A 19584-nucleotide genomic window follows, 5' to 3' on the forward strand; every position below is an offset into this window, starting at 1 on the left:
CAATGCGGTCAAAGAAAATTTAGCTGTAAGGGGCCAGCACCAATTTTTACGGAAAGTGGCTTTATTTTAAAATTGGAGAACAAGGCTCTTTAGAAGAACGTCGGGATAAGAACGGCAGATTGTCCCACTTCTAACCCGCTTTCAGCTGGTAAAAGAATTGAAAAGGCACAAGCACGTATCAAATTATTTAGAGGCGGAATTAGTGCTTTTAAAAAGCTAGACGAGCCCGGGAGGCGGCGAGGAAAAATTCTAGCACTATAATCTATGCCCCCCGCAGCCTTGATATAATAACATTCTGAGATGGTTGGTTCGACTCCCGTCGTCTCCACTCCAATCAACAAATGCCGCCCACATTTTTTGATGATGAACCACTATGCTTTTAATTGTCTGTTGATTTCCCGTTCGTATCACTGTTTGGGGTATTGCCAATATCACTATTACTTTGACTCTGAGTAGAATTATCGCTATTGCTGTTGCTTTGATTCTGAGTAGAATTATCGCCATTGTTGTTGCTTTGATTCTGGGTAGAATTATCGCCATTGCTGTTGCTTTGATTCTGAGTAGAATTATCGCCACTGCTGTTGCTTTGATTCTGAGTAGAATTATCGCTATTGCTACTGTTTTGACTCTGAGTAGAATTATCGCCACTGCTGTTGCTTTGATTCTGAGTAGAATTATCGCCACTGCTGTTGCTTTGATTCTGAGTAGAATTATCGCCACTGCTGTTGCTTTGATTCTGAGTATAATTATCGCTATTGCTATTGTTTTGACTCTGAGTAGAGTTATCGCCATTGCTGTTGCTTTGATTCTGGGTAGAATTATCGCCATTGCTGTTGCTTTGATTCTGAGTAGAATTATCGCTATTGCTGTTGCTTTGACTCTGAGTGGTGTTTTCGTTATTGTTGCTACTCCCATTTTGAGAAGAATTTCCGTTATTACTACCACTTTCACTCTGTGTACTGCTATCACTTTGTGTAGTATTTCCTTGATTACCATTAATTTTGCGAATCATTGTGACTAGTAATAAAACCAATGGTAATAAAATCATTAAAATAAAGGAGAATATAGGCCAGATATCTCTATTGTAAATATCTGAATGAATAATATTAGGATGAACAATTTGTGAAAGTCCAAGGATAATCATGCCGAGTGGAAAAATGAGCGGTCGATGATTTTTAATGTTAAATATTTGTGCGATACCAATCACCGAAGCATAAAAATACATAAAAGTTCTAATATAAATAGATATTACCCACATGGTAGCCATAATCACTTCAATACGCTGCAGAAAATCCCCAATCGAAATTCTTTGAGCTAAAGAATAACTAGGAAATGTCCTAGAAGCAGTATTTGCCGGACCTAGGACAAGGATAGATAGTGTGATGATCGTAATTAAGACAATCCCTCCCAAAATTGCGCCAATGTAAAATCCTTTTTGTGCAGATTTTTGGACGTTTACTGCGGAAGGGAAAATCATTAATAATACAACAAGCGGGAATGAAAAAAGACTTATAAATCGAATCATACTAAAGAATAATGATCTTTTTGGTGTTTCCATTATTGGCTGTATATTTTCTATCTGGATGGATGGTGCAATACAAATGACAAAGAAAATAAAAATTAAAATAAAAATGGGACATAGTATTTCTGCAGAACGGGCAAATACCTCAATACCTAAAAATGCAGCATATATAATGATAATGCTGAACATAAATGCAAATGCCATCGTAGGTGTTTCTGGCATAATTTCCGTTTTCATGAAAATCCCAATGAAATATAATAATTCACCGGCAGAAAGTAAACATATAATAATAAAGCCAATTGCAGTGAATTTTCCAAAAAAACGACCTAATATCTTTTCATTAGCCTCTACAAATGTAAGGGTAGGTGTTCTATTTCCTAAAGCAACGAAAAGTTTTACTATGGGCAAACTTAAAACGACACCAATGATTGCTGCAATCCATGCATCTTGCTTTGCTTCGCTTGTTACACTTGCAGGGATAATTAAAATGGCTGTGCCAATTGAAAAGAGAAGGGTAATGATCATAAATTGTCTTGAACTAATTATTTCTTTTTCCATCATGAACGATACCCCTTTCTTTAACATAAAGTTGCCTTATTACTTTGTTAGGGAAATGAATAAATCCTTTATTGGTGAAAAAATAAAGGTAATTAAATCTATTGGGCTCGGTATTTTGAACCTTAATAAGACCGCAACATTTAATGCAGCACCTAGCATTAAAAAAATCGAAAAAATAACGATTGTTTTCGTTTCTTTATTTTTGTTTAATTTTGGAATGAAGACAAAGGCTATAACAGCTGTAATTAATAGTATAAAAAACGTCATAATCATAGATTATTCTCCCTTCGGCTTCTTCACTAATGAGTTTTCCATCGTCCCTAATCCTTGTGTGTTCACATGTACTTCAACTTTAACTGGAACCTCTTGAAATATAGTTAGCCAGTCTTTTTTTATTTTTTTCCACTCTTTCGGATTTGTGCGATGAAGTTCTGAACCAAATCCAAAAATATCGACCCGATAATTTTGCTGAACTGTTTTAATTGTTTCTTCGATTCGTTTTTTAATAAGCTCTTCTGTTTTTTTATTGATGTAGTGAATCGATTTTTGTTTAGTAAGGTCTATAGTACATTCAACTTCTCCGACATTTTGGCTAACATCTATAAAAACATTGATTTTTGGTGCTCCATTTTCAAATTTACCTTTTATTTTCGTCTTTGAGTGCGTAATCTCTGTTGATACAGTACCTTCCTTAGGGCAAGCAAGAATTTCAATTGTACTGTCTATTTTGTCCTTTAAAAAACCTAGACTTCTACTATCTTCTTCTGATAAAACCCCAATGAATTTATCTTCTTTAAAAACCCCTAAGCCCGCATACTTCAATACTACAGAAGACTTCGATTTTCTAACATTCGATGGATCCTTTCCCGCACTTTTATCTCCATGTATTTCAATGGCAGACATGACTACACTTGTTTCTTTGTTATTTAAAATATTGATTAATTCATCAATTTTAATGGATTGTGTTGTACCCCAAGTTTTCTCTGACGTTTTAAGAGAATTTAGTAATTTGTTAGCTGGAACTTTTTCGATAGGTGTTAATACGTTTAAAACTTCGTCGGCAGTCGCGTCATGAGCAACAATGACGTCGAAGTCATTTCTGAATTCATGATCTCTTGATACTAAATCTAAAGGTTCGGCCATTCCCTCTTTTGCCAATTCATCACCGAGTACAACGATTTGAAGGTGAGCGAAATAAAGTTTTCTAGCTGTTACTGTTGTCATTTTTCTAATGGCCTCAAAGACCGTTTTTCCTTTTGAATGATAGGTAATAACGGGGGACCGTCCTGAAGTAGGCTGTTTGGAGGAGATTTCACCAGGATCTACAACTTGAACAGTTATTTCATACTCATTATCTACCTTATCTATTCCTAATGCGGCGACAATGGCTAATTCATTGAGTTCTCGCTTACTCCAGCAACCACTTAAAAGTAAAGTAAGAATCATTAGTAAACATATTGCCTTATATTTTGACATGGTTTATTCCTCGTTTACACATTCTTTTGATTCCTTTTTTTTGTATTAAAATATTTATGACCTCTGACAGTATTTTTTTGACTAATTAAGCGTGGTCGAGTCAATAATGCTCTTCGTGGGAACAACACAAGGGCATCTTTTTGATCGTCTACAATTAATGGCCCGAATGGACTTAAATATGGAACACCGAAAGTTCGTAAACTGCATAAGTGTAGAAGAATGATCATCAGGCCAAACATCACACCAAACAATCCAACAATTGCTGCTAAAATCATTAATGGGAAACGAAGCGCACGGACTGTATTGGATAAGCCATAAGCAGGGAATAAAAAGCTACAAATGGCTGTTAATGCCACAATAATGACCATTACAGCTGAGACAATTCCTGCTTCTACAGCAGCTTGCCCGATTACTAATGTTCCAACAATGGATACGGCTGGTCCAATCGTTCTTGGCATTCGAAGACCTGCTTCTCTTAACACCTCAAAGGCAACCTCCATGATGAGTGCCTCTACAACGGCAGGGAAGGGGACGCCTTCTCGTTGAGATGCAATACTTATTAGCATAGGAGTTGGTAGCATTTCTTGATGGAAGGTGGTGATCGCTACGTAAAGTGATGGCGCTACCAAGGCTAGGCTAATTCCAAAAAATCTCAATAAACGTACAAGAGTACTAATCATCCAATGCTGATAATAATCTTCAGCAGATTGTAAAAAGGATGTAAATAGAGCTGGGACAACTAGGACAAACGGTGAACCGTCCACTAAAATTGCAATTTTTCCGTCTAATATTTCACCAGCAATAACATCAGGTCGTTCAGAATTATAAACTGTAGGGAATATGGTCGTTTTAGAATCTTGAATAAAATCTTCAATGTAGCCGCTTTCTAAAATACCATCAATGTTAATTCGATCTAATCGGGAAAGAACCTCCGCTACTATTTTGTCATTCGCAATGTCATTTAAATACATAACAGCAACATCCGTTTTTGTTACTTCACCGACAATACGGGACTTGATCCAGAGATTCGGACTTTTAATTTTCCGACGGATCAGAGCCGTATTCGTACGCAATGTTTCCGTAAAGGCTTCCCTTGGACCTCTAATGACCGACTCTGTTGAAGGCTCCATAACAGCCCTATCTTTTGCACCTTTTGTACTTGTTACAATTCCAGTTGAAGATTCATCTAATAAAATGACCGTATCACCATTCAATATCGAATTGTACAGTGTTGAAAAATTGAAAATATCATTAACATCGCCGACTGTTAAACAAGAATCTCTTAAATAGCGAATAATCTTGTCTATTTCTGTCTCATCACTTGCCTCAATATCAAGCTTTAGTTTATCAATTACAGCATTAGAAATGGTTATTTTATCGGATAAGCCATCTACATAAATGATTGCTAACGTATATTGTTCAGCTTTTCCAATGGTAACTTCTCGTATGACAAGGTCATTACTATTTCCAAGTGTATTTTTAATTATTTTCAAATTTTGTGAAAGAGAACTATACAATTGGTCATTGTTTTGGGAGGTATCCGTAATTTTAGAAATAGACATTTTCATTTCCTCCTCAAGATTTTACATAACTATAGAATGTACAACTTTGAAAGAAGATAAACTAAGGTTGGAATAGATTCAAAAAAAAAACAGTGTTCCCTTCGTTTTCAAACGAAAGGGAACACTGCTTTATTTTTTATACTCATATTTTAATTCGTCATTTGTAATATCCACATCTACATATAAACTGTGATTATTGAAAAACCATAAATCTTTTTCATCTATATAGTAAGTAACATCGTCAATAACTTTCTTAACACCAATGTTGAATGGTTCTTCGCGTGTCATACCTAGGGAAAAGCCTTCGTGAAAAGGACTGGAACCACCATATCTAGCATAAAAACGAATCGTATCTCCGGAATCTACTTCCATCTCTTGTTTGAACCATTGTAGGGCCTCATCTGTTAGTACAATATTCATTAGAATGCTCCTCTCTATATTACAACCATTTCACTTTTGGTTCAGTACCATTTTTAATGCGTGCAATATTTGCTCGGTGACGGTAAATGATAAAGGTAAATAAACAAGCTATTAAAATACCTAACGCAAAGTCGCCTGTAACAAAATAATAACCGATTGAATAAATAAGTGCTACTAAAGCGGCAATCATGGAAGTTAAACTTACAATCTTTGTAATTTTTAATGTTACAATAAAAACAATAAATAATAAGACAAAAAGAGGCCATGAATATCCTAAGAGAACGCCAGCTGATGTTGCTACCGCTTTCCCTCCGCGGAAACCTGCAAAGATTGGGAACATATGACCAATAACGGCTACTAGTCCAAGTATTAGCGAATGGATAGTGACATCAGAGAATAGCGGAAGAGCTACAAGTAATACGGCTGTTGTACCTTTTAAGACATCCATAATCGTTACGATGATTCCTGCTTTTTTTCCTAAAATACGAAAAGTATTTGTCGCACCTAAATTACCACTTCCATGTTGACGAATATCAGTTTTATAAAAAATTTTGCCTATCCATAACCCAGAGGGGATCGAGCCGATTAAATAAGCACATAAAATAATAAGTCCATTTAGCATATTTGGACTCCTTTCATTCATTGATTAACACTTGGTACTAATAATATGTAATAAATATTCTACACTTTTTCTCTATAATCTACAATGACATGAAGGAGATTTCTTCGTGTATCTTGAATTCATTACAAAAGATAACTATTTTACAAGGATTTTTATATGTATATGACTTTAGGTTAGTCTTTTAGACATGATTCATATAGGCAGCATGAAAGCCCTTTCTAAAAATATAGGTAAAAAGGCAATTTTGTCAATCACCCATTCCTTTGGTAGAATAGAAGTCTATCTTTAATTTCTAGAGTAAACTAGTACGAATTTCTTTAGACAGAAGAAACCCATTTATTACTGTACCTGTATATTTTTCAGAGAAAAGTCAAATGCTTTTGAATGAAAGTCAAAGCCCTCAGCGATTCGTAGCGTTTTGAAAAAAAGTAATGATCAGTGCAACTAAAACTTACTGCCCTGCGTCAAAGGAAGAGAAGAGTTCTTAATACATATTGGAGCAATTATTGCAAATTTTTCTTCCGGTAAAACAGATCAAAACGATGAAGCTGTGAGGATTTTTAAAAATTTTTTGGGCCTGTCACTAGATATTGTTAGGAAATGCTATTATTATTAGGAAGAGAATATAAATAGAACATGCGTTTGTTTTTTGGAGGGGAAATTTTTTGGCGAATAAACAGTCACCAAGCGTCTATAATGATGACGCCATTCAAGTATTAGAAGGATTAGAAGCGGTACGAAAACGACCCGGCATGTATATCGGTTCTACGGATGGCCGTGGACTTCATCACCTAGTATATGAAATCGTTGATAATGCGGTGGATGAAGCTCTGGCTGGCTTTGGTTCTCATATCATTGTCACTATTCATAAAGATCAAAGTATCAGCGTTCGAGACTTCGGCCGGGGAATGCCAACAGGTATGCATAAGATGGGGAAACCGACTCCTGAGATTATCTTCACTGTCTTACATGCCGGTGGTAAATTCGGACAAGGCGGCTATAAAACAAGTGGTGGCTTACATGGCGTAGGTTCGTCTGTTGTTAATGCTTTATCCACTTTTTTAGAAGTTACGATTCACCGCGATGGTAAAAAATATCGTCAACGTTTTGAAAACGGTGGCCATCCTGTGACGACATTAGAAGAAATTGGACAAACAAAGCAGACTGGAACGCTTGTTCATTTTTTACCAGATGACACGATTTTTTCTGTAACAAAATACAATTATGATACGCTTGCAGAACGTTTACGTGAGTCAGCGTTTTTATTAAAAGGCTTAAAAATTGAGTTAATCGATGAACGCGAGGAAGGCAAAGGTGATGTTTTCTTTTATGAGAACGGCATTGAAGCTTTCGTTGCGTATTTGAATGAGGAGAAAGACGTCCTTCATCCTGTTAAGTACGTGGAAGGGATCCAAGACGAAATTGAAGTTGAATTCGCCTTTCAATACAACGATGGGTACTCCGAAACAATCCTTTCATTTGTTAACAATGTGCGTACACGAGATGGTGGAACACATGAAACAGGTGCCAAGGCAGCATTAACACGTGTTTTTAATGAATATGCACGAAAAATTGGCCTGTTAAAAGATAAAGATAAAAATCTTGAAGGGACAGACATCCGAGAAGGCTTAGCGGCGATTGTTTCTGTTCGTATACCAGAGCATTTACTACAATTTGAGGGTCAGACGAAGGGCAAGCTTGGTACGAGTGAGGCACGCTCGGCAGTAGATAGTGTTGTTTCGGAGCAAATTTTATATGTGCTTGAGGAAAACGCAGAATTGTCTGCATCTCTTGTTCGTAAAGCTATTCGTGCGCAGCAAGTACGTGAAGCGGCTCGTAAAGCACGTGAAGATGCACGAAACGGCAAGAAGAGCAAAAAAGCCAGTACTATTCTTTCTGGAAAATTAACGCCTGCACAATCTCGAAATGCAGCGAAAAACGAGCTGTATTTAGTCGAAGGTGACTCTGCAGGTGGCTCTGCAAAACAAGGGCGAGATCGTACGTTCCAAGCGATTTTACCTTTGCGTGGTAAAGTTATTAATACAGAAAAAGCCAAGCTGCAGGATATTATGAAAAATGAAGAGATTTCAACGATTATCCATGCAATAGGTGCTGGTGTTGGAACAGATTTCTCTGTCGAGGATTCAGCGTATGACAAAGTCGTTATTATGACCGATGCTGATACGGACGGAGCGCATATTCAAGTACTGCTGTTAACGTTCTTCTATCGTTATATGCGACCATTGATTGAAGCTGGAAAGGTATTTATCGCCTTACCACCACTTTATAAAATATCAAGAGGCACTGGTAAAAAAGAAGTGACTGAATATGCTTGGACTGAAAATGACTTACAAGCGGCCATTAAAAAAGTTGGAAAGGGTTACATATTACAACGTTATAAAGGGCTTGGTGAGATGAATGCTGACCAGCTGTGGGATACGACAATGAACCCTGAAACACGTACGTTAATACGTGTGACGATCGAGGATGGTGCACGTGCTGAAAGACGTGTGACCACTTTAATGGGCGATAAAGTAGAGCCGCGCCGTAAATGGATCGAAGCTAATGTAGACTTCGGTATGGAGGATGATTCAAATATTTTAGACAATGAATTCATCCAACAAGAGGAGGACCAAGCATGAGTAGTACGGAAAAATTTCAAGATTTACCTTTAGAAGAAGTTATGGGTGACCGTTTTGGTCGCTATAGTAAATATATTATTCAAGACCGCGCGTTGCCTGATGCACGTGACGGTCTTAAGCCTGTACAGCGACGTATTTTATATGCGATGTTTACAGAGGGCAATACGAACGATAAACCATTCCGTAAATCAGCAAAAACTGTCGGTAATGTTATCGGTAACTATCATCCACATGGTGATAGTTCAGTATATGAAGCAATGGTGCGTATGAGTCAGGATTGGAAAGCGCGTCATATGCTCATTGAAATGCATGGGAATAACGGTTCTGTTGATGGTGACCCACCGGCAGCGATGCGTTATACCGAGGCAAGACTTTCTGCTATTGCAGCGGAGATGCTACGCGATATAGGCAAGAAAACAGTTGAATTTATACCGAACTTCGATGATCAAGATATGGAGCCAACTGTTTTACCAGCTCGTTTCCCGAACTTACTAGTCAACGGCTCAACTGGTATTTCGGCCGGTTATGCAACAGATATCCCTCCTCATGCACTTGATGAGGTGCTAGACGGTGTTCTTATGCGTTTAGATAACCCAAATACGACTGTCGATGATTTAATGACCGTTATTAAAGGGCCTGATTTCCCAACAGGTGGGATCATTCAAGGTGTCGATGGCATTAAAAAAGCATACGAAACAGGACGCGGTAAAATCATTGTGCGTGCGCAAGCAGTCGTTGAGCCAATTAAAGGCGGCAAAGAGCAAATTGTTATTACGGAATTACCGTACGATGTAAATAAAGCAAATCTTGTGAAGAAAATCGATGAGCAACGTGTCGATAAACGACTTGAAGGAATTGCGGAAATTCGTGATGAATCGGATCGTACAGGCCTACGTGTTGTCATTGAACTGAAAAAAGATGTTCCTGGACAAGGAATTTTAAACTATTTGTTCAAAACAACCGATTTACAAGTAGCTTATAATTTTAATATGATTGCTATTCATAATCGTCGTCCGACAATGATGACATTACCATTGTTACTGGATTCTTATATTGCCCATCAAAAGGAAGTCGTGACGAACCGCTCCATTTATGATTTGCAAAAGGCAAAAGATCGTTCGCATATTGTTGATGGCTTGATCAAGGCACTGTCCATTTTAGATGAAGTCATTGCAACCATTCGTTCTTCTAATGATAAACGAGATGCGAAAACGAATTTACAGGAGAAGTTTGACTTTACCGAAGTGCAATCAGAGGCAATCGTTAGCCTGCAATTATACCGTTTAACAAATACAGATATTACCGAATTACGAGCTGAACAGGAAGAATTAAATAAATTGATTGCTAAGCTTGAAGGTATTCTTAATAGTGAAGCAAAGCTTGTACGTGTTATTAAACAGGAACTACTTGACATTAAAAAACGCTTTGCAGAGCCTCGTCGTTCAAAAATCGAACAAGAAATTGAAGAAATCAAAATTACGTTAGATGTCCTTGTCCCAAGTGAAGAGGTTGTAGTGACGGTCACAAAGGATGGCTATATTAAGCGTACATCTACACGTTCACATGCAGCTTCGAATGGTCAGGATTTTGCGATGAAGGATTCCGATTATTTATTATATGAAGCAAATTTAAATACACAGCATCATCTACTGTTATTCACAAATCGAGGCAATTATATTTATCAACCTGTCCATGAACTACCTGATATTCGCTGGAAAGATCTTGGTCAGCATATTTCAAGTATTGTACCGACAGGGGAAGATGAATCTATTATTGCTGTATACGGTTTTGAAACATTCGAACAAGCAAATACGTATATTTTAACAGCTACGAAAGATGGACAAATTAAACGCTCACCTTTAGCTGATTATGCTGTTACACGTTATTCAAAGCCGATCAAAACGATGAATGTTAAGTCTGGCGATGAAATGATTTTTGCAGACATCGTGACAGACGAAGCAGAATTAATGTTAACGACAGATACTGCCTATGCTATTCGTTTCCCAATAGAGGAATTGCCAGTAACGGGTGTTAAAACAGGCGGTGTGAAAGGGATTACGCTGAAAGACGGCGAAGCATTAGTTGGCATCAATGTTTTACCGCCAAATGCCACGGCATATGTTGCAATTGTGACACATCGCGGTGCGGTGAAAAAAATGAATGTTGCTGAGGTAGAGATGACGAGTCGTGCAAAACGCGGCTTAAAAGTGTTAACAGAATTAAAAGCGAACCCACATCGTATCGTGGCTGTAGTAAAGGTTACAGATGAGGAACAACTAACAATCGAGACGGAAAAGGGTGTGCAAGAGATTCTTGATGTACAAGCATTAACTCGTGCAGATCGCCACTCCAACGGTTCCTTTAAAGTAGACATTGCTACTGACGGTGCCATTTCACATGTCTTCACGATCAAAAAAGAAGAGAAATAAGTTTTAGTTTTCTAGCCCAGTTCCTTGTGAGAGCTGGGCTTTTTTTACCTAATTGAAACTATTGAGCTCGGATTGTATGATGCGCTTTATATAATGATAAAGTCGGTTGAAATTAGGGTTGGTCGATGCTCAATTAATTGCGTCGTTTAGAATGCTAGATCTTTTTTTTGCTATTTTTCATCATTTAGGTGATTTTTACAAAGAAAAGGACGGAATTGAAGAGATAGAGCTTTAAAATTATATGAGCAGTGCTTTTACGCAAATAGATCCTTGTCATTTCCGGATAGATATGGGTATAATAATCACGAAAAGTTCATATGGAAAGAATGTAGGGGGGCTGGTGTTGCCAGCTGAGATTGTGTCCGATAGACACTGACCCTTTGAACCTGATTTGGCTCGTACCAGCGTAGGGAACATCTATTCAAAAAGAAAATTTTTGATATTGATAGTAAAACGTCTGGGAGGAATCCTAGGCGTTTTTTGTTTTCAGATTTTTGTTGTATACACAGACCGTGAACGCTTTCTTCTGGTAAAAACATTCATTCATGAACATTTCACACTACTTACTTGGAGGATTAAGCATGAAAAAATGGTTATTGGTCCTAATGGCTGCACTTTTCACATTAGTGGGCTGTAGCGAAAAAGAGGTTAAAAAGGATGCTAAAGGATTAACAAAAGTATCGGTTGTTCTAGATTGGACACCGAACACAAATCATACCGGTTTATATGTAGCGGAAAAACTTGGCTTCTTTAAGGAACAGGGTTTAGATGTAGATATAATATTACCCGGCGAAGCGGGAGCAGATCAGCTTGTGGCGTCTGGCAAGGCTCAGTTTGGCGTAAGTTATCAGGAAGGGATTACACAGGCACGTGTACAAGATGTACCTTTAGTATCGATCGCGGCGATTATTCAACATAATACTTCTGGCTTCGCATCCATTGCATCAAAAGGCATTACGTCACCAAAGGATTTTGAAGGTAAAACATACGGTGGCTGGGGGGCACCACTTGAAAAGGCTGTACTGCAATCACTAATGCAAACAAAAAATGCAGATATTAATAAATTAGATATTGTCAATGCAGGCGATATAGATTTCTTCACAATGATGAAAAAAGATATTGATTTTGCGTGGATTTATTATGCATGGACAGGTATTGAAGCAGAGCTGCGTGGCGAAAAACTAAACATGCTATATTTAACTGATTATAGTGATCAGTTAGATTACTACACACCTGTACTTGCTACAAATGAAAAAATGATTAAGGATGATCCTGAGACGGTAAAAGCATTTGTCGCTGCTGCAGCAAAAGGCTATGAATATGCAATCAATCATCCAACTGAAGCAGCTGTTATTTTACTAGAAGCGGTACCTGATTTAGATAAAAACCTTGTGCATAAAAGTCAGGAATGGCTAGCAGATAAGTATCAAGGCGACGCAGCACAATGGGGCGAGCAAAAGCTAGCTGTCTGGGAAAATTACGCGAAATGGATGGCGGACAATAAAGTTTTAGAGGGCGAATTTAACGCAAAACAAGCATTTACAAACGACTTTTTACCGAAAAAGGAGACAAAGTAATATGGCAAACTCATTAATAAGTGTACAAATTATCCCGAAAACTAAAAAATATGAAGATGTGATCCCGTTTGTCGATGCAGCGATTGCGGTTATCGACGCATCAGGGGTGAAATATGAAGTTCATCCATTAGAAACGACCATGGAAGGTGAGCTAACGACTTTACTACAAATTATTGAAAAAATGAATGACAAGATGATTGAGCTTGGCGCTATTAATGTCATTACGCAAGTGAAAATTTTATATCAGCCATCTGGTATTACAATGAATACACTTACGGAGAAATACAAGTAATGAGGCGGGCTTTCAAACAAGGAAGGACGATAATTTTTATCGCCTTCCTCTTATTCATATGGGAACTTATTGTCCGTTTTGCAGACGTGCCACATTGGCTATTACCCACACCAAGTGCCATTTTGAAAGAAGGCTTTCAATCGTATAAGACGTTTGTGCCACATGCTATAGCGACTGTTCAATTAGCACTACTAGGCCTTGCCATTGGAATAGTGTGTGGGCTAACGGTTGCTGTGCTATTACATCGTTTTACGTTTGTGCGGGAGCTATTTTATCCTATTCTTATTATGTCACAAAATGTCCCAGTGCTCGTTCTAGCACCGCTCTTAATCATTTGGTTTGGCTTTGGTTTATTGCCAAAGCTCATTATTATTTGTCTTGTGTGCTTTTTCCCCATTGTTATTTCCGCAATGGATGGCTTCCGTCAAACCTCACCTGAGCTGAAGCATTATTTTGAAATGATTGGGGCAACGAAATCACAAACCTTTTGGAAGCTTGAATGGCCATATGCGTACCCGTCGATTTTTTCAGGCATTAAGATTGCAGCGACGTATAGTGTGATGGGAGCTGTCATTGCAGAATGGCTAGGTGCGAAAATGGGGATTGGCGTCTATATGACATTAGCCCAATCTTCATTTCGAACGGATCGCGTGTTTGTAGCGATTTTTGCCATCATTTTGTTAAGTTTATTATTATTTAGTGCGATTCGGTTATTAGAAAAACTTGTTGTGAAGGGGAGAGGAATTCATGCTAAGCATTCAAAACATTGATAAATCCTTTAATGCTCTTCCTGTTATTCGCGATTTATCATTTGAGGTCAAGGACGGGGAATTTGTGGCGATTATCGGACCGTCAGGCAGTGGTAAAAGCACACTCTTTCAATTAATTGGTGGTGTCTCTTCTATTGATAAGGGAGCTATTTTATTAAACGGTACAGATATCCAACAAAAAAGAGGAACGATCGGCTATATGCCTCAGCAGCCATGCTTACTACCATGGCGTACGATAGTAGAAAACGTCACGATGGTCGAGGAGCTTCATGGAAAACCAAATATGAACGTAGCCAAGGAATGGTTAGACAAAGTAGGGCTTACGGCGTTTGAAAATGCATATCCTAATGAGCTGTCGGGTGGTATGCAACAGCGGGTATCTTTTATTCGCGCAATTGTCAGTAATAAGCCCATTTTATGCTTAGATGAGCCGTTTTCTGCACTTGATGAGTTTACAAGGCTTGAAATGCAGGCTTGGCTTTTATCGATTTGGGAGAAAGATCGAAAATCGATATTGTTCGTAACACACAGTATCGAGGAAGCTCTCTTTTTAGCGGATCGTATCATTGTGCTCACGAAACGGCCAGCGACGATTAAAAAGGAAATAATCGTACCTTTTGCAAGGCCACGCCAAGAAGAAATTCGCCATTCCGCTACATTTACGGCTTTGAAACAACAGCTATTCACGTATTTAAAAGAAGAAAAGGATGAGGCGAATGTTAATTGATGCACATATTCATTTAGATCAGTATAAGGAACACGACATTCCAACTTTGCTAGAAGAAGCTGAACATGTCATTGCCGTTAGCATGAATCTTTCATCGTGCGAGAAGACGTGGAAGCTGGCGAAAACCTATACAAAAGTAAAAGCAGCATTCGGTTTTCATCCGGAACAACCGTTACCAAGTGAAGCGGAGGAAGAGGCATTATTCGAGTGGATACGCCAACATGCTCATGAAATGGTCGCAATCGGCGAGGTAGGGTTGCCTTATTATTTGAGGCAGGACAAGGCGATAAATGAGCGTCCGTATGTGGCATTATTAGAACGGTTTATCGTATTGGCGAAGGATTTAAACAAACCGATTGTATTACATGCGGTTTACGAGGATGCGGCGATTGTTTGTGATTTATTAGAAAAACACCAAGTAACGAAAGCGCATTTTCATTGGTTTAAAGGCGATGAGGAAGTAATTGAACGGATGATTTTTAATGGATATTTCATTTCTGTCACGCCTGATTGTACGTATGAGGCTGAGATTCAACAGTTAATCAAAAAATACCCAATCGAGCTGATGATGGTAGAAACAGATGGACCATGGCCGTTCGAAGGTCAATTTGACAATAAACGAACATCGCCTTGGATGTTGGATCATTCCATCGAGGTTATCGCTGCGATAAAAGGTCTTACAACTGAGGAAGCGGCGCATATCATTACAAAAAATACGACAACATTTTATAATTTATAGCAAATAACGCAGCTGTTCTTTTAAAGAGCAGCTGTGTTTTTGTTAAAAGATCAGAATCGCTGATGGAGCCTCGAATATTGCAAATAAAAGTTTTAGCGGCGTTCCTTGCTTGGTTAGCGGCGGAATTTCGCGTTTTAGCGGCGTTCTTCCTTTGGTTAGCGGCGCAACTCACACTTTTAGCGGCGAATTCCAACATAAGCTCAACAATTTGACTAAACCAAAGTCAGAGTTGAAGAATATTGTATAGAATTTTCCACAATATTAAGGACTTGACTAAAAAGAGTTAGAATCGCTGATAAAATTTCAAGTTTTAGCGGTGTTCCTTGCTTGGTTAGCGGCGGAATTTCGTGTTTTAGCGGCGTTCTTCTTTTGGTTAGCGGCGCAACTCACACTTTTAGCGGCGGATTCCAACATAAGCTCAACAATTTGACTAAACCAAAGTCAGAGTTGAAGAATATTGTATAGAATTTTCCACAATATTAAGGACTTGACTATAAAAGAGTTAGAATCGCTGATAAGAGAGCTAGAATCGCTGATAAAACCTCGAACATCGCTGATAAAAGAACTAGAATCGCTGATAAAACCTCAAACATCGCTGATAAGAGAGCTAGAATCGCTGATAAAGTCTCGAACATCGCTGATAAAAAGTCGAACATAGCTGATAAAAATAACTGAATCACTAACTTTGGTTACGAAGGTGCTTTTAGGAACGGCCACTTTTAAGCCAAAACTTTAATAAGGGATCTATTTATTAACTTAACTTTTGCAGAGCAAAATAGGAATGCGGGCATGATCTAGCTTTGCAAACCTTTTATCCAAGCCCTTCGCATCACTTAGAAAGAGATTGTGCCACTGCAACAAACCTCTTTACCCCTTCTCGTAGTTGTTTTTCATTTACATAAGAATAGCTTAAACGTATCCAGGATGATAGTTGTTTTAATGGATCACAAACTTGACCTGGCACAAAGGATATAGATTGTTCGATACATTTGGTTAATAATACTTCAGTTGGAATATTATCTGGGAGTTGTACCCATACATTAAGACCGCCTTTTGGACTGATCCATTTCCAATCTGTTACTGCTAGCTCTTCCTCCATGATTTCCTTTCGAATCTGTAGGGCGATCCGGATTTTCTCCAAGTGCTGCTGCAATCTTAGGGAAGTAAAGTAATGGAGGAAAATTTTTTGATTGAGAAGTGGTGAGCCATTATCAGCTAACGATTTTACTGTTAGTAGTGAATTCATTAATGATGATTGACAAATAACAGCCCCAATTCTCAAACCGGGTGAGATATATTTGCAAAAGCTTCTGATATAAATGACTGTACCAGCAGTATCATATGTGTAAATTGGTGATGGCGGGGCATGATCAAAATATATGTCGTGATAGGCATCGTCCTCAATTAATAGACATCGATATTGTTCAGCTAATTCTACTATTTTTTTCCGCTGCTCAGCTGAAACAGTATAGCCAGTCGGGTTATGGAATGTTGGGTTAAGATAAAATAGGCGTGGTTTATATTGTTTCATATATAATTCTACCTGCTTTAAATCGTACCCGTCTGGATGGATATTAACCGTTACAATTTGAGCTCCTTGTGCTCTGAAAATATCTATCGCAGCACTATAGCTTGGACGTTCAAATAAAACGACGTCTCTTGGCTTAATGAAAGTTTGAGCGATTAAGTGAATCGCTTGTTGTGAGCCAGAAGTGATTAACAGATTATCTGCATCGAGATGAGTTTTATACTGATTAATAAAATATTGAGTGAGTGTTTCACGAAGCTCTAAATCACCTTGCACAGTTGAATAAGTTGCAAGTACTTTCGGATAAAGGTCAAACACTTTCTTCACGTAATCTGAAAAATAATGATTAGGTAAAAGATTTGGATCAATTAACGCCTGAGAAAAATGATAGGAAACAGGTGTTTGATGGATTTCAGATAAATGATTTTTTTGCACGTATGCAGAAACAATTGGATTGTCCAGATCTAGATTTTCAAGATTTTTTGTCACTTTTGATTGGACAAAATAGCCTGCTTTATCTTTTACATAAAGTTTGTCATGCTGTTTCAATAATTGATAAGCCTTTAATACAGTTAATCGATGAACATTCATTTCAGATGCTAACTGGCGGACGGAGGGAATCTTTTCATGTTCTTTCCATTCTTTACGTTCTATTCTGTGCAATACATAATCATATACTTTCTTAAAAAGATAGTCTCCATTTTGAATCGCTTTGCTCACATCGATTCCTCCTATTCAAGACGATTGTACCACGATCCAATTTAATCTGTTCTATCTTTTTCAATCTGTTCTATAGTCTTTCTTTTATGATTGAAAAAGAGGAGGAGTTTTAATGGTTATTATTAATTATTTCTTTATGTGTTTGATTTTTGGAACGACATTTTTAGCGATTAAAATTGGTGTTGATGCAGGATTGCCCCCATTTTTATCAGCTGGACTTCGTTTTTTCATTGCTGGTTTTCTGCTATTTAGTTTTATGATTTGGAGAGAAAAAACGACAATATGGTTATTATTTCGGAAAGAGATGTTTTTTATAGGAGTAGGTTTAACCTTTGGGACGTTCGCTGCTTTATACTGGGCGGAACAGTATGTGACATCTGGGATTGCAGCTGTCTTATCTGCTACAGGTCCAATGATAATCCTTGTTATTCAGACATTCATATTGAAACAAAAAGGGAATTGGAAACCATTTATTGGTTGTGTCGTCGGAGTCATTGGTGTCATGCTCTTGATTTTACCTAGTTTTTCAATTGAGATTAGTCCTTACTGGATGGTTGGTTGTTTCGCCATTATATTGGGTGAAATTTTTTACGCATCTGGAACGATTTATTCGAAGCATGTCAGCCTAAAATTTGAAACGACATCACCTATCGCTTTAAATGCAGCACAAATGATGCATGGTGGGATTTTATTAATCATTTTGTCATTTTTTACAGAGAACATTCAGCTTGATTTTCTTTTAAGCCCAGCGTCAATTGGCTCTTTTCTTTATTTAACTATTTTTGGCTCAATGATTGGCCATAGTATTTATTATTGGCTTGTTTCACGGACAAATCCTGTTTTTCCTTCTACATGGCTGTATATCTCACCATTAATTGCCGTTATGCTAGGTGCTACCTTTTATCATGAATATATTTCTTGGATAACAGTTATAGGAACTTTGACGATTATTGTTGGAACGGTTTTAGTCAATTTCGAAACATTACGGAAGCTGCTTTGGGGGAAGAGGACTGTTCTTCAGGATGTTAAAAATTAACCTCTTTCCATGATTGGGCTTGATTGTTGAGCAAATATATGCCGAAATATAGCCAGAGTGTTGAAGAACACAAGGAGCTTTTTGAAGAAAATTGGAAATCAATAGTTTTGTGTTATTCAATTAAGTTAGTGAATAAGTAATGCTTCGTAATAGAGTATATTAAGTACAATTTAGCTTTATTATTTCGACGTTCTTATGTAACTAAACCCATTTATAAAATCTAAATTTATAAAGGAGCCTAAAATTATGGAATTTTTTAAGGGGGTAGAAATGCTCCAGCTTGAATTTCATGGAAATATAATTCATCCAACTCTTTTATGGGATCAAGAAATGGCTGTTTTAATTGACACTGGGTTCACCGGACAAATTGAAGATTTACAAGTGGCAATGAAAAAGGTAGGAGTGTCGTTCGACAAACTAAAAGTTATCATTTTAACGCATCAGGATATTGATCATATAGGTAGTCTTCCTGAGATATTACAGGAGTGTGGAAGTAATATTAAAGTTTATGCTCACGAACTAGATAAGCCTTATATCCAGGGAGATTTACCTCTTTTGAAAGGTGGGCAAATAGAGAATCCACCGAAGGGGAAAGTGAATGAAACCTTGATTGACAATCAAGAACTGTTATATTGTGGCGGGATTCGTGTAATTCATACTCCTGGGCATACTCCTGGTCATATCAGCCTATACTTGAAACAAAGTAAAACACTGATTGCCGGGGACTCGATGTACAGTGTAGACGGAGTAATTAGGGGAATTCATCTCCCAACCGTACTGGATTTAAAAGAGGCTCGACTTTCTTTGAAGAAATACCTAGACCTCGACATTGAAAATGTGGTTTGTTACCATGGGGGACTAACTACAGATAATATTAATAATCAGATACAAAAAGTAAGTTTATATTAAAATTTTTAGAACTGATTGTTGAATTATCATAATATTGACATTATCGAATATAAGG

General features: G+C 37.7%; 17 protein-coding genes and 1 riboswitch. Of the genes, 9 read left to right on the plus strand and 8 right to left on the minus strand.

Features of this window, described 5'->3' with window-relative positions; all coding sequences use genetic code 11:
- Positions 1–379: 379 nt before the first annotated feature.
- The 6 genes from PVA17_RS02680 to plsY all read right to left on the minus strand — a co-directional run bounded on the left by PVA17_RS02680 (position 380) and on the right by plsY (position 6160).
- A complete protein-coding gene (locus PVA17_RS02680; RefSeq protein ID WP_274066800.1) occupies positions 380–2083 on the minus strand; it encodes a GerAB/ArcD/ProY family transporter in 1704 nt (567 codons plus the stop codon).
- A 36-nt stretch (positions 2084–2119) separates the two neighbouring features.
- The gene (locus PVA17_RS02685) at positions 2120–2353 is read right to left on the minus strand and encodes a hypothetical protein (protein WP_274066801.1); all 234 of its coding nucleotides are present in this window, start codon (positions 2351–2353) and stop codon (positions 2120–2122) included.
- A gap of 3 nt (positions 2354–2356) precedes the next feature.
- Complete coding sequence (locus PVA17_RS02690; protein WP_274066802.1) at positions 2357–3556, minus strand: Ger(x)C family spore germination protein; 1200 nt, start codon at positions 3554–3556, stop codon at positions 2357–2359.
- Positions 3557–3570: 14 nt separating this feature from the next.
- Positions 3571–5118 (minus strand): spore germination protein, encoded by a 1548-nt coding sequence (locus PVA17_RS02695; protein WP_274066803.1) that lies wholly within the window; start codon positions 5116–5118, stop codon positions 3571–3573.
- A gap of 129 nt (positions 5119–5247) precedes the next feature.
- The gene (locus PVA17_RS02700; protein ID WP_132360662.1) at positions 5248–5538 is read right to left on the minus strand and encodes a HesB/YadR/YfhF family protein; all 291 of its coding nucleotides are present in this window, start codon (positions 5536–5538) and stop codon (positions 5248–5250) included.
- Between the two features lie 19 nt (positions 5539–5557).
- Entirely contained in the window at positions 5558–6160 is a 603-nt protein-coding gene (gene plsY / locus PVA17_RS02705) for a glycerol-3-phosphate 1-O-acyltransferase PlsY (protein WP_132360660.1), read from the minus strand.
- A 665-nt stretch (positions 6161–6825) separates the two neighbouring features.
- Between plsY and parE the strand changes: the two genes are divergently transcribed.
- The 7 genes from parE (at position 6826) to PVA17_RS02740 (ending at position 15336) form a co-directional block, all read left to right on the plus strand.
- Positions 6826–8802: a DNA topoisomerase IV subunit B gene (gene parE / locus PVA17_RS02710; protein ID WP_248716018.1), complete on the plus strand. Its 1977-nt coding sequence runs from the start codon at positions 6826–6828 to the stop codon at positions 8800–8802.
- The gene (gene parC / locus PVA17_RS02715) at positions 8799–11231 is read left to right on the plus strand and encodes a DNA topoisomerase IV subunit A (protein ID WP_274066804.1); all 2433 of its coding nucleotides are present in this window, start codon (positions 8799–8801) and stop codon (positions 11229–11231) included. Before parE ends, parC begins: the two co-directional genes overlap by 4 nt.
- Before the next feature lie 320 nt (positions 11232–11551).
- Positions 11552–11661, plus strand: a riboswitch (TPP riboswitch).
- Between the two features lie 151 nt (positions 11662–11812).
- The gene (locus PVA17_RS02720; RefSeq protein WP_274066805.1) at positions 11813–12808 is read left to right on the plus strand and encodes an ABC transporter substrate-binding protein; all 996 of its coding nucleotides are present in this window, start codon (positions 11813–11815) and stop codon (positions 12806–12808) included.
- Between the two features lies 1 nt (position 12809).
- A complete protein-coding gene (locus PVA17_RS02725; protein WP_274066806.1) occupies positions 12810–13100 on the plus strand; it encodes a thiamine-binding protein in 291 nt (96 codons plus the stop codon).
- On the plus strand, positions 13100–13870 hold the full coding sequence (locus PVA17_RS02730; RefSeq protein ID WP_274066807.1) for an ABC transporter permease: 771 nt from the start codon (positions 13100–13102) through the stop codon (positions 13868–13870). Before PVA17_RS02725 ends, PVA17_RS02730 begins: the two co-directional genes overlap by 1 nt.
- Positions 13848–14597, plus strand: a complete 750-nt coding sequence (locus PVA17_RS02735; protein WP_274066808.1) for an ABC transporter ATP-binding protein — start codon at positions 13848–13850, stop codon at positions 14595–14597. The genes PVA17_RS02730 and PVA17_RS02735 overlap by 23 nt, the downstream gene beginning before the upstream one ends.
- Positions 14587–15336, plus strand: coding sequence for a TatD family hydrolase (locus PVA17_RS02740; protein WP_274066809.1), 750 nt, complete (start codon positions 14587–14589; stop codon positions 15334–15336). The genes PVA17_RS02735 and PVA17_RS02740 overlap by 11 nt, the downstream gene beginning before the upstream one ends.
- A 491-nt stretch (positions 15337–15827) precedes the next feature.
- Here the strand turns inward: PVA17_RS02740 and PVA17_RS02745 are convergent, their stop codons facing one another.
- Positions 15828–16016, minus strand: coding sequence for a hypothetical protein (locus tag PVA17_RS02745; protein WP_274066810.1), 189 nt, complete (start codon positions 16014–16016; stop codon positions 15828–15830).
- Positions 16017–16165: 149 nt separating this feature from the next.
- Positions 16166–17584: an aminotransferase-like domain-containing protein gene (locus PVA17_RS02750; RefSeq protein ID WP_132360642.1), complete on the minus strand. Its 1419-nt coding sequence runs from the start codon at positions 17582–17584 to the stop codon at positions 16166–16168.
- 112 nt (positions 17585–17696) lie between these two features.
- Here PVA17_RS02750 and PVA17_RS02755 point away from each other — a divergent pair, with 112 nt between their 5' ends.
- Together PVA17_RS02755 and PVA17_RS02760 are read left to right on the plus strand one after the other, a co-directional pair.
- Positions 17697–18620, plus strand: a complete 924-nt coding sequence (locus tag PVA17_RS02755; RefSeq protein WP_274066811.1) for a DMT family transporter — start codon at positions 17697–17699, stop codon at positions 18618–18620.
- Between the two features lie 246 nt (positions 18621–18866).
- Complete coding sequence (locus PVA17_RS02760; RefSeq protein WP_274066812.1) at positions 18867–19529, plus strand: MBL fold metallo-hydrolase; 663 nt, start codon at positions 18867–18869, stop codon at positions 19527–19529.
- Positions 19530–19584: the final 55 nt, after the last annotated feature.

It is taken from the genome of Lysinibacillus sp. CNPSo 3705 (genome assembly GCF_028674935.1).
In the GTDB taxonomy this organism is placed as follows: Bacteria; Bacillota; Bacilli; order Bacillales_A; family Planococcaceae; genus Lysinibacillus.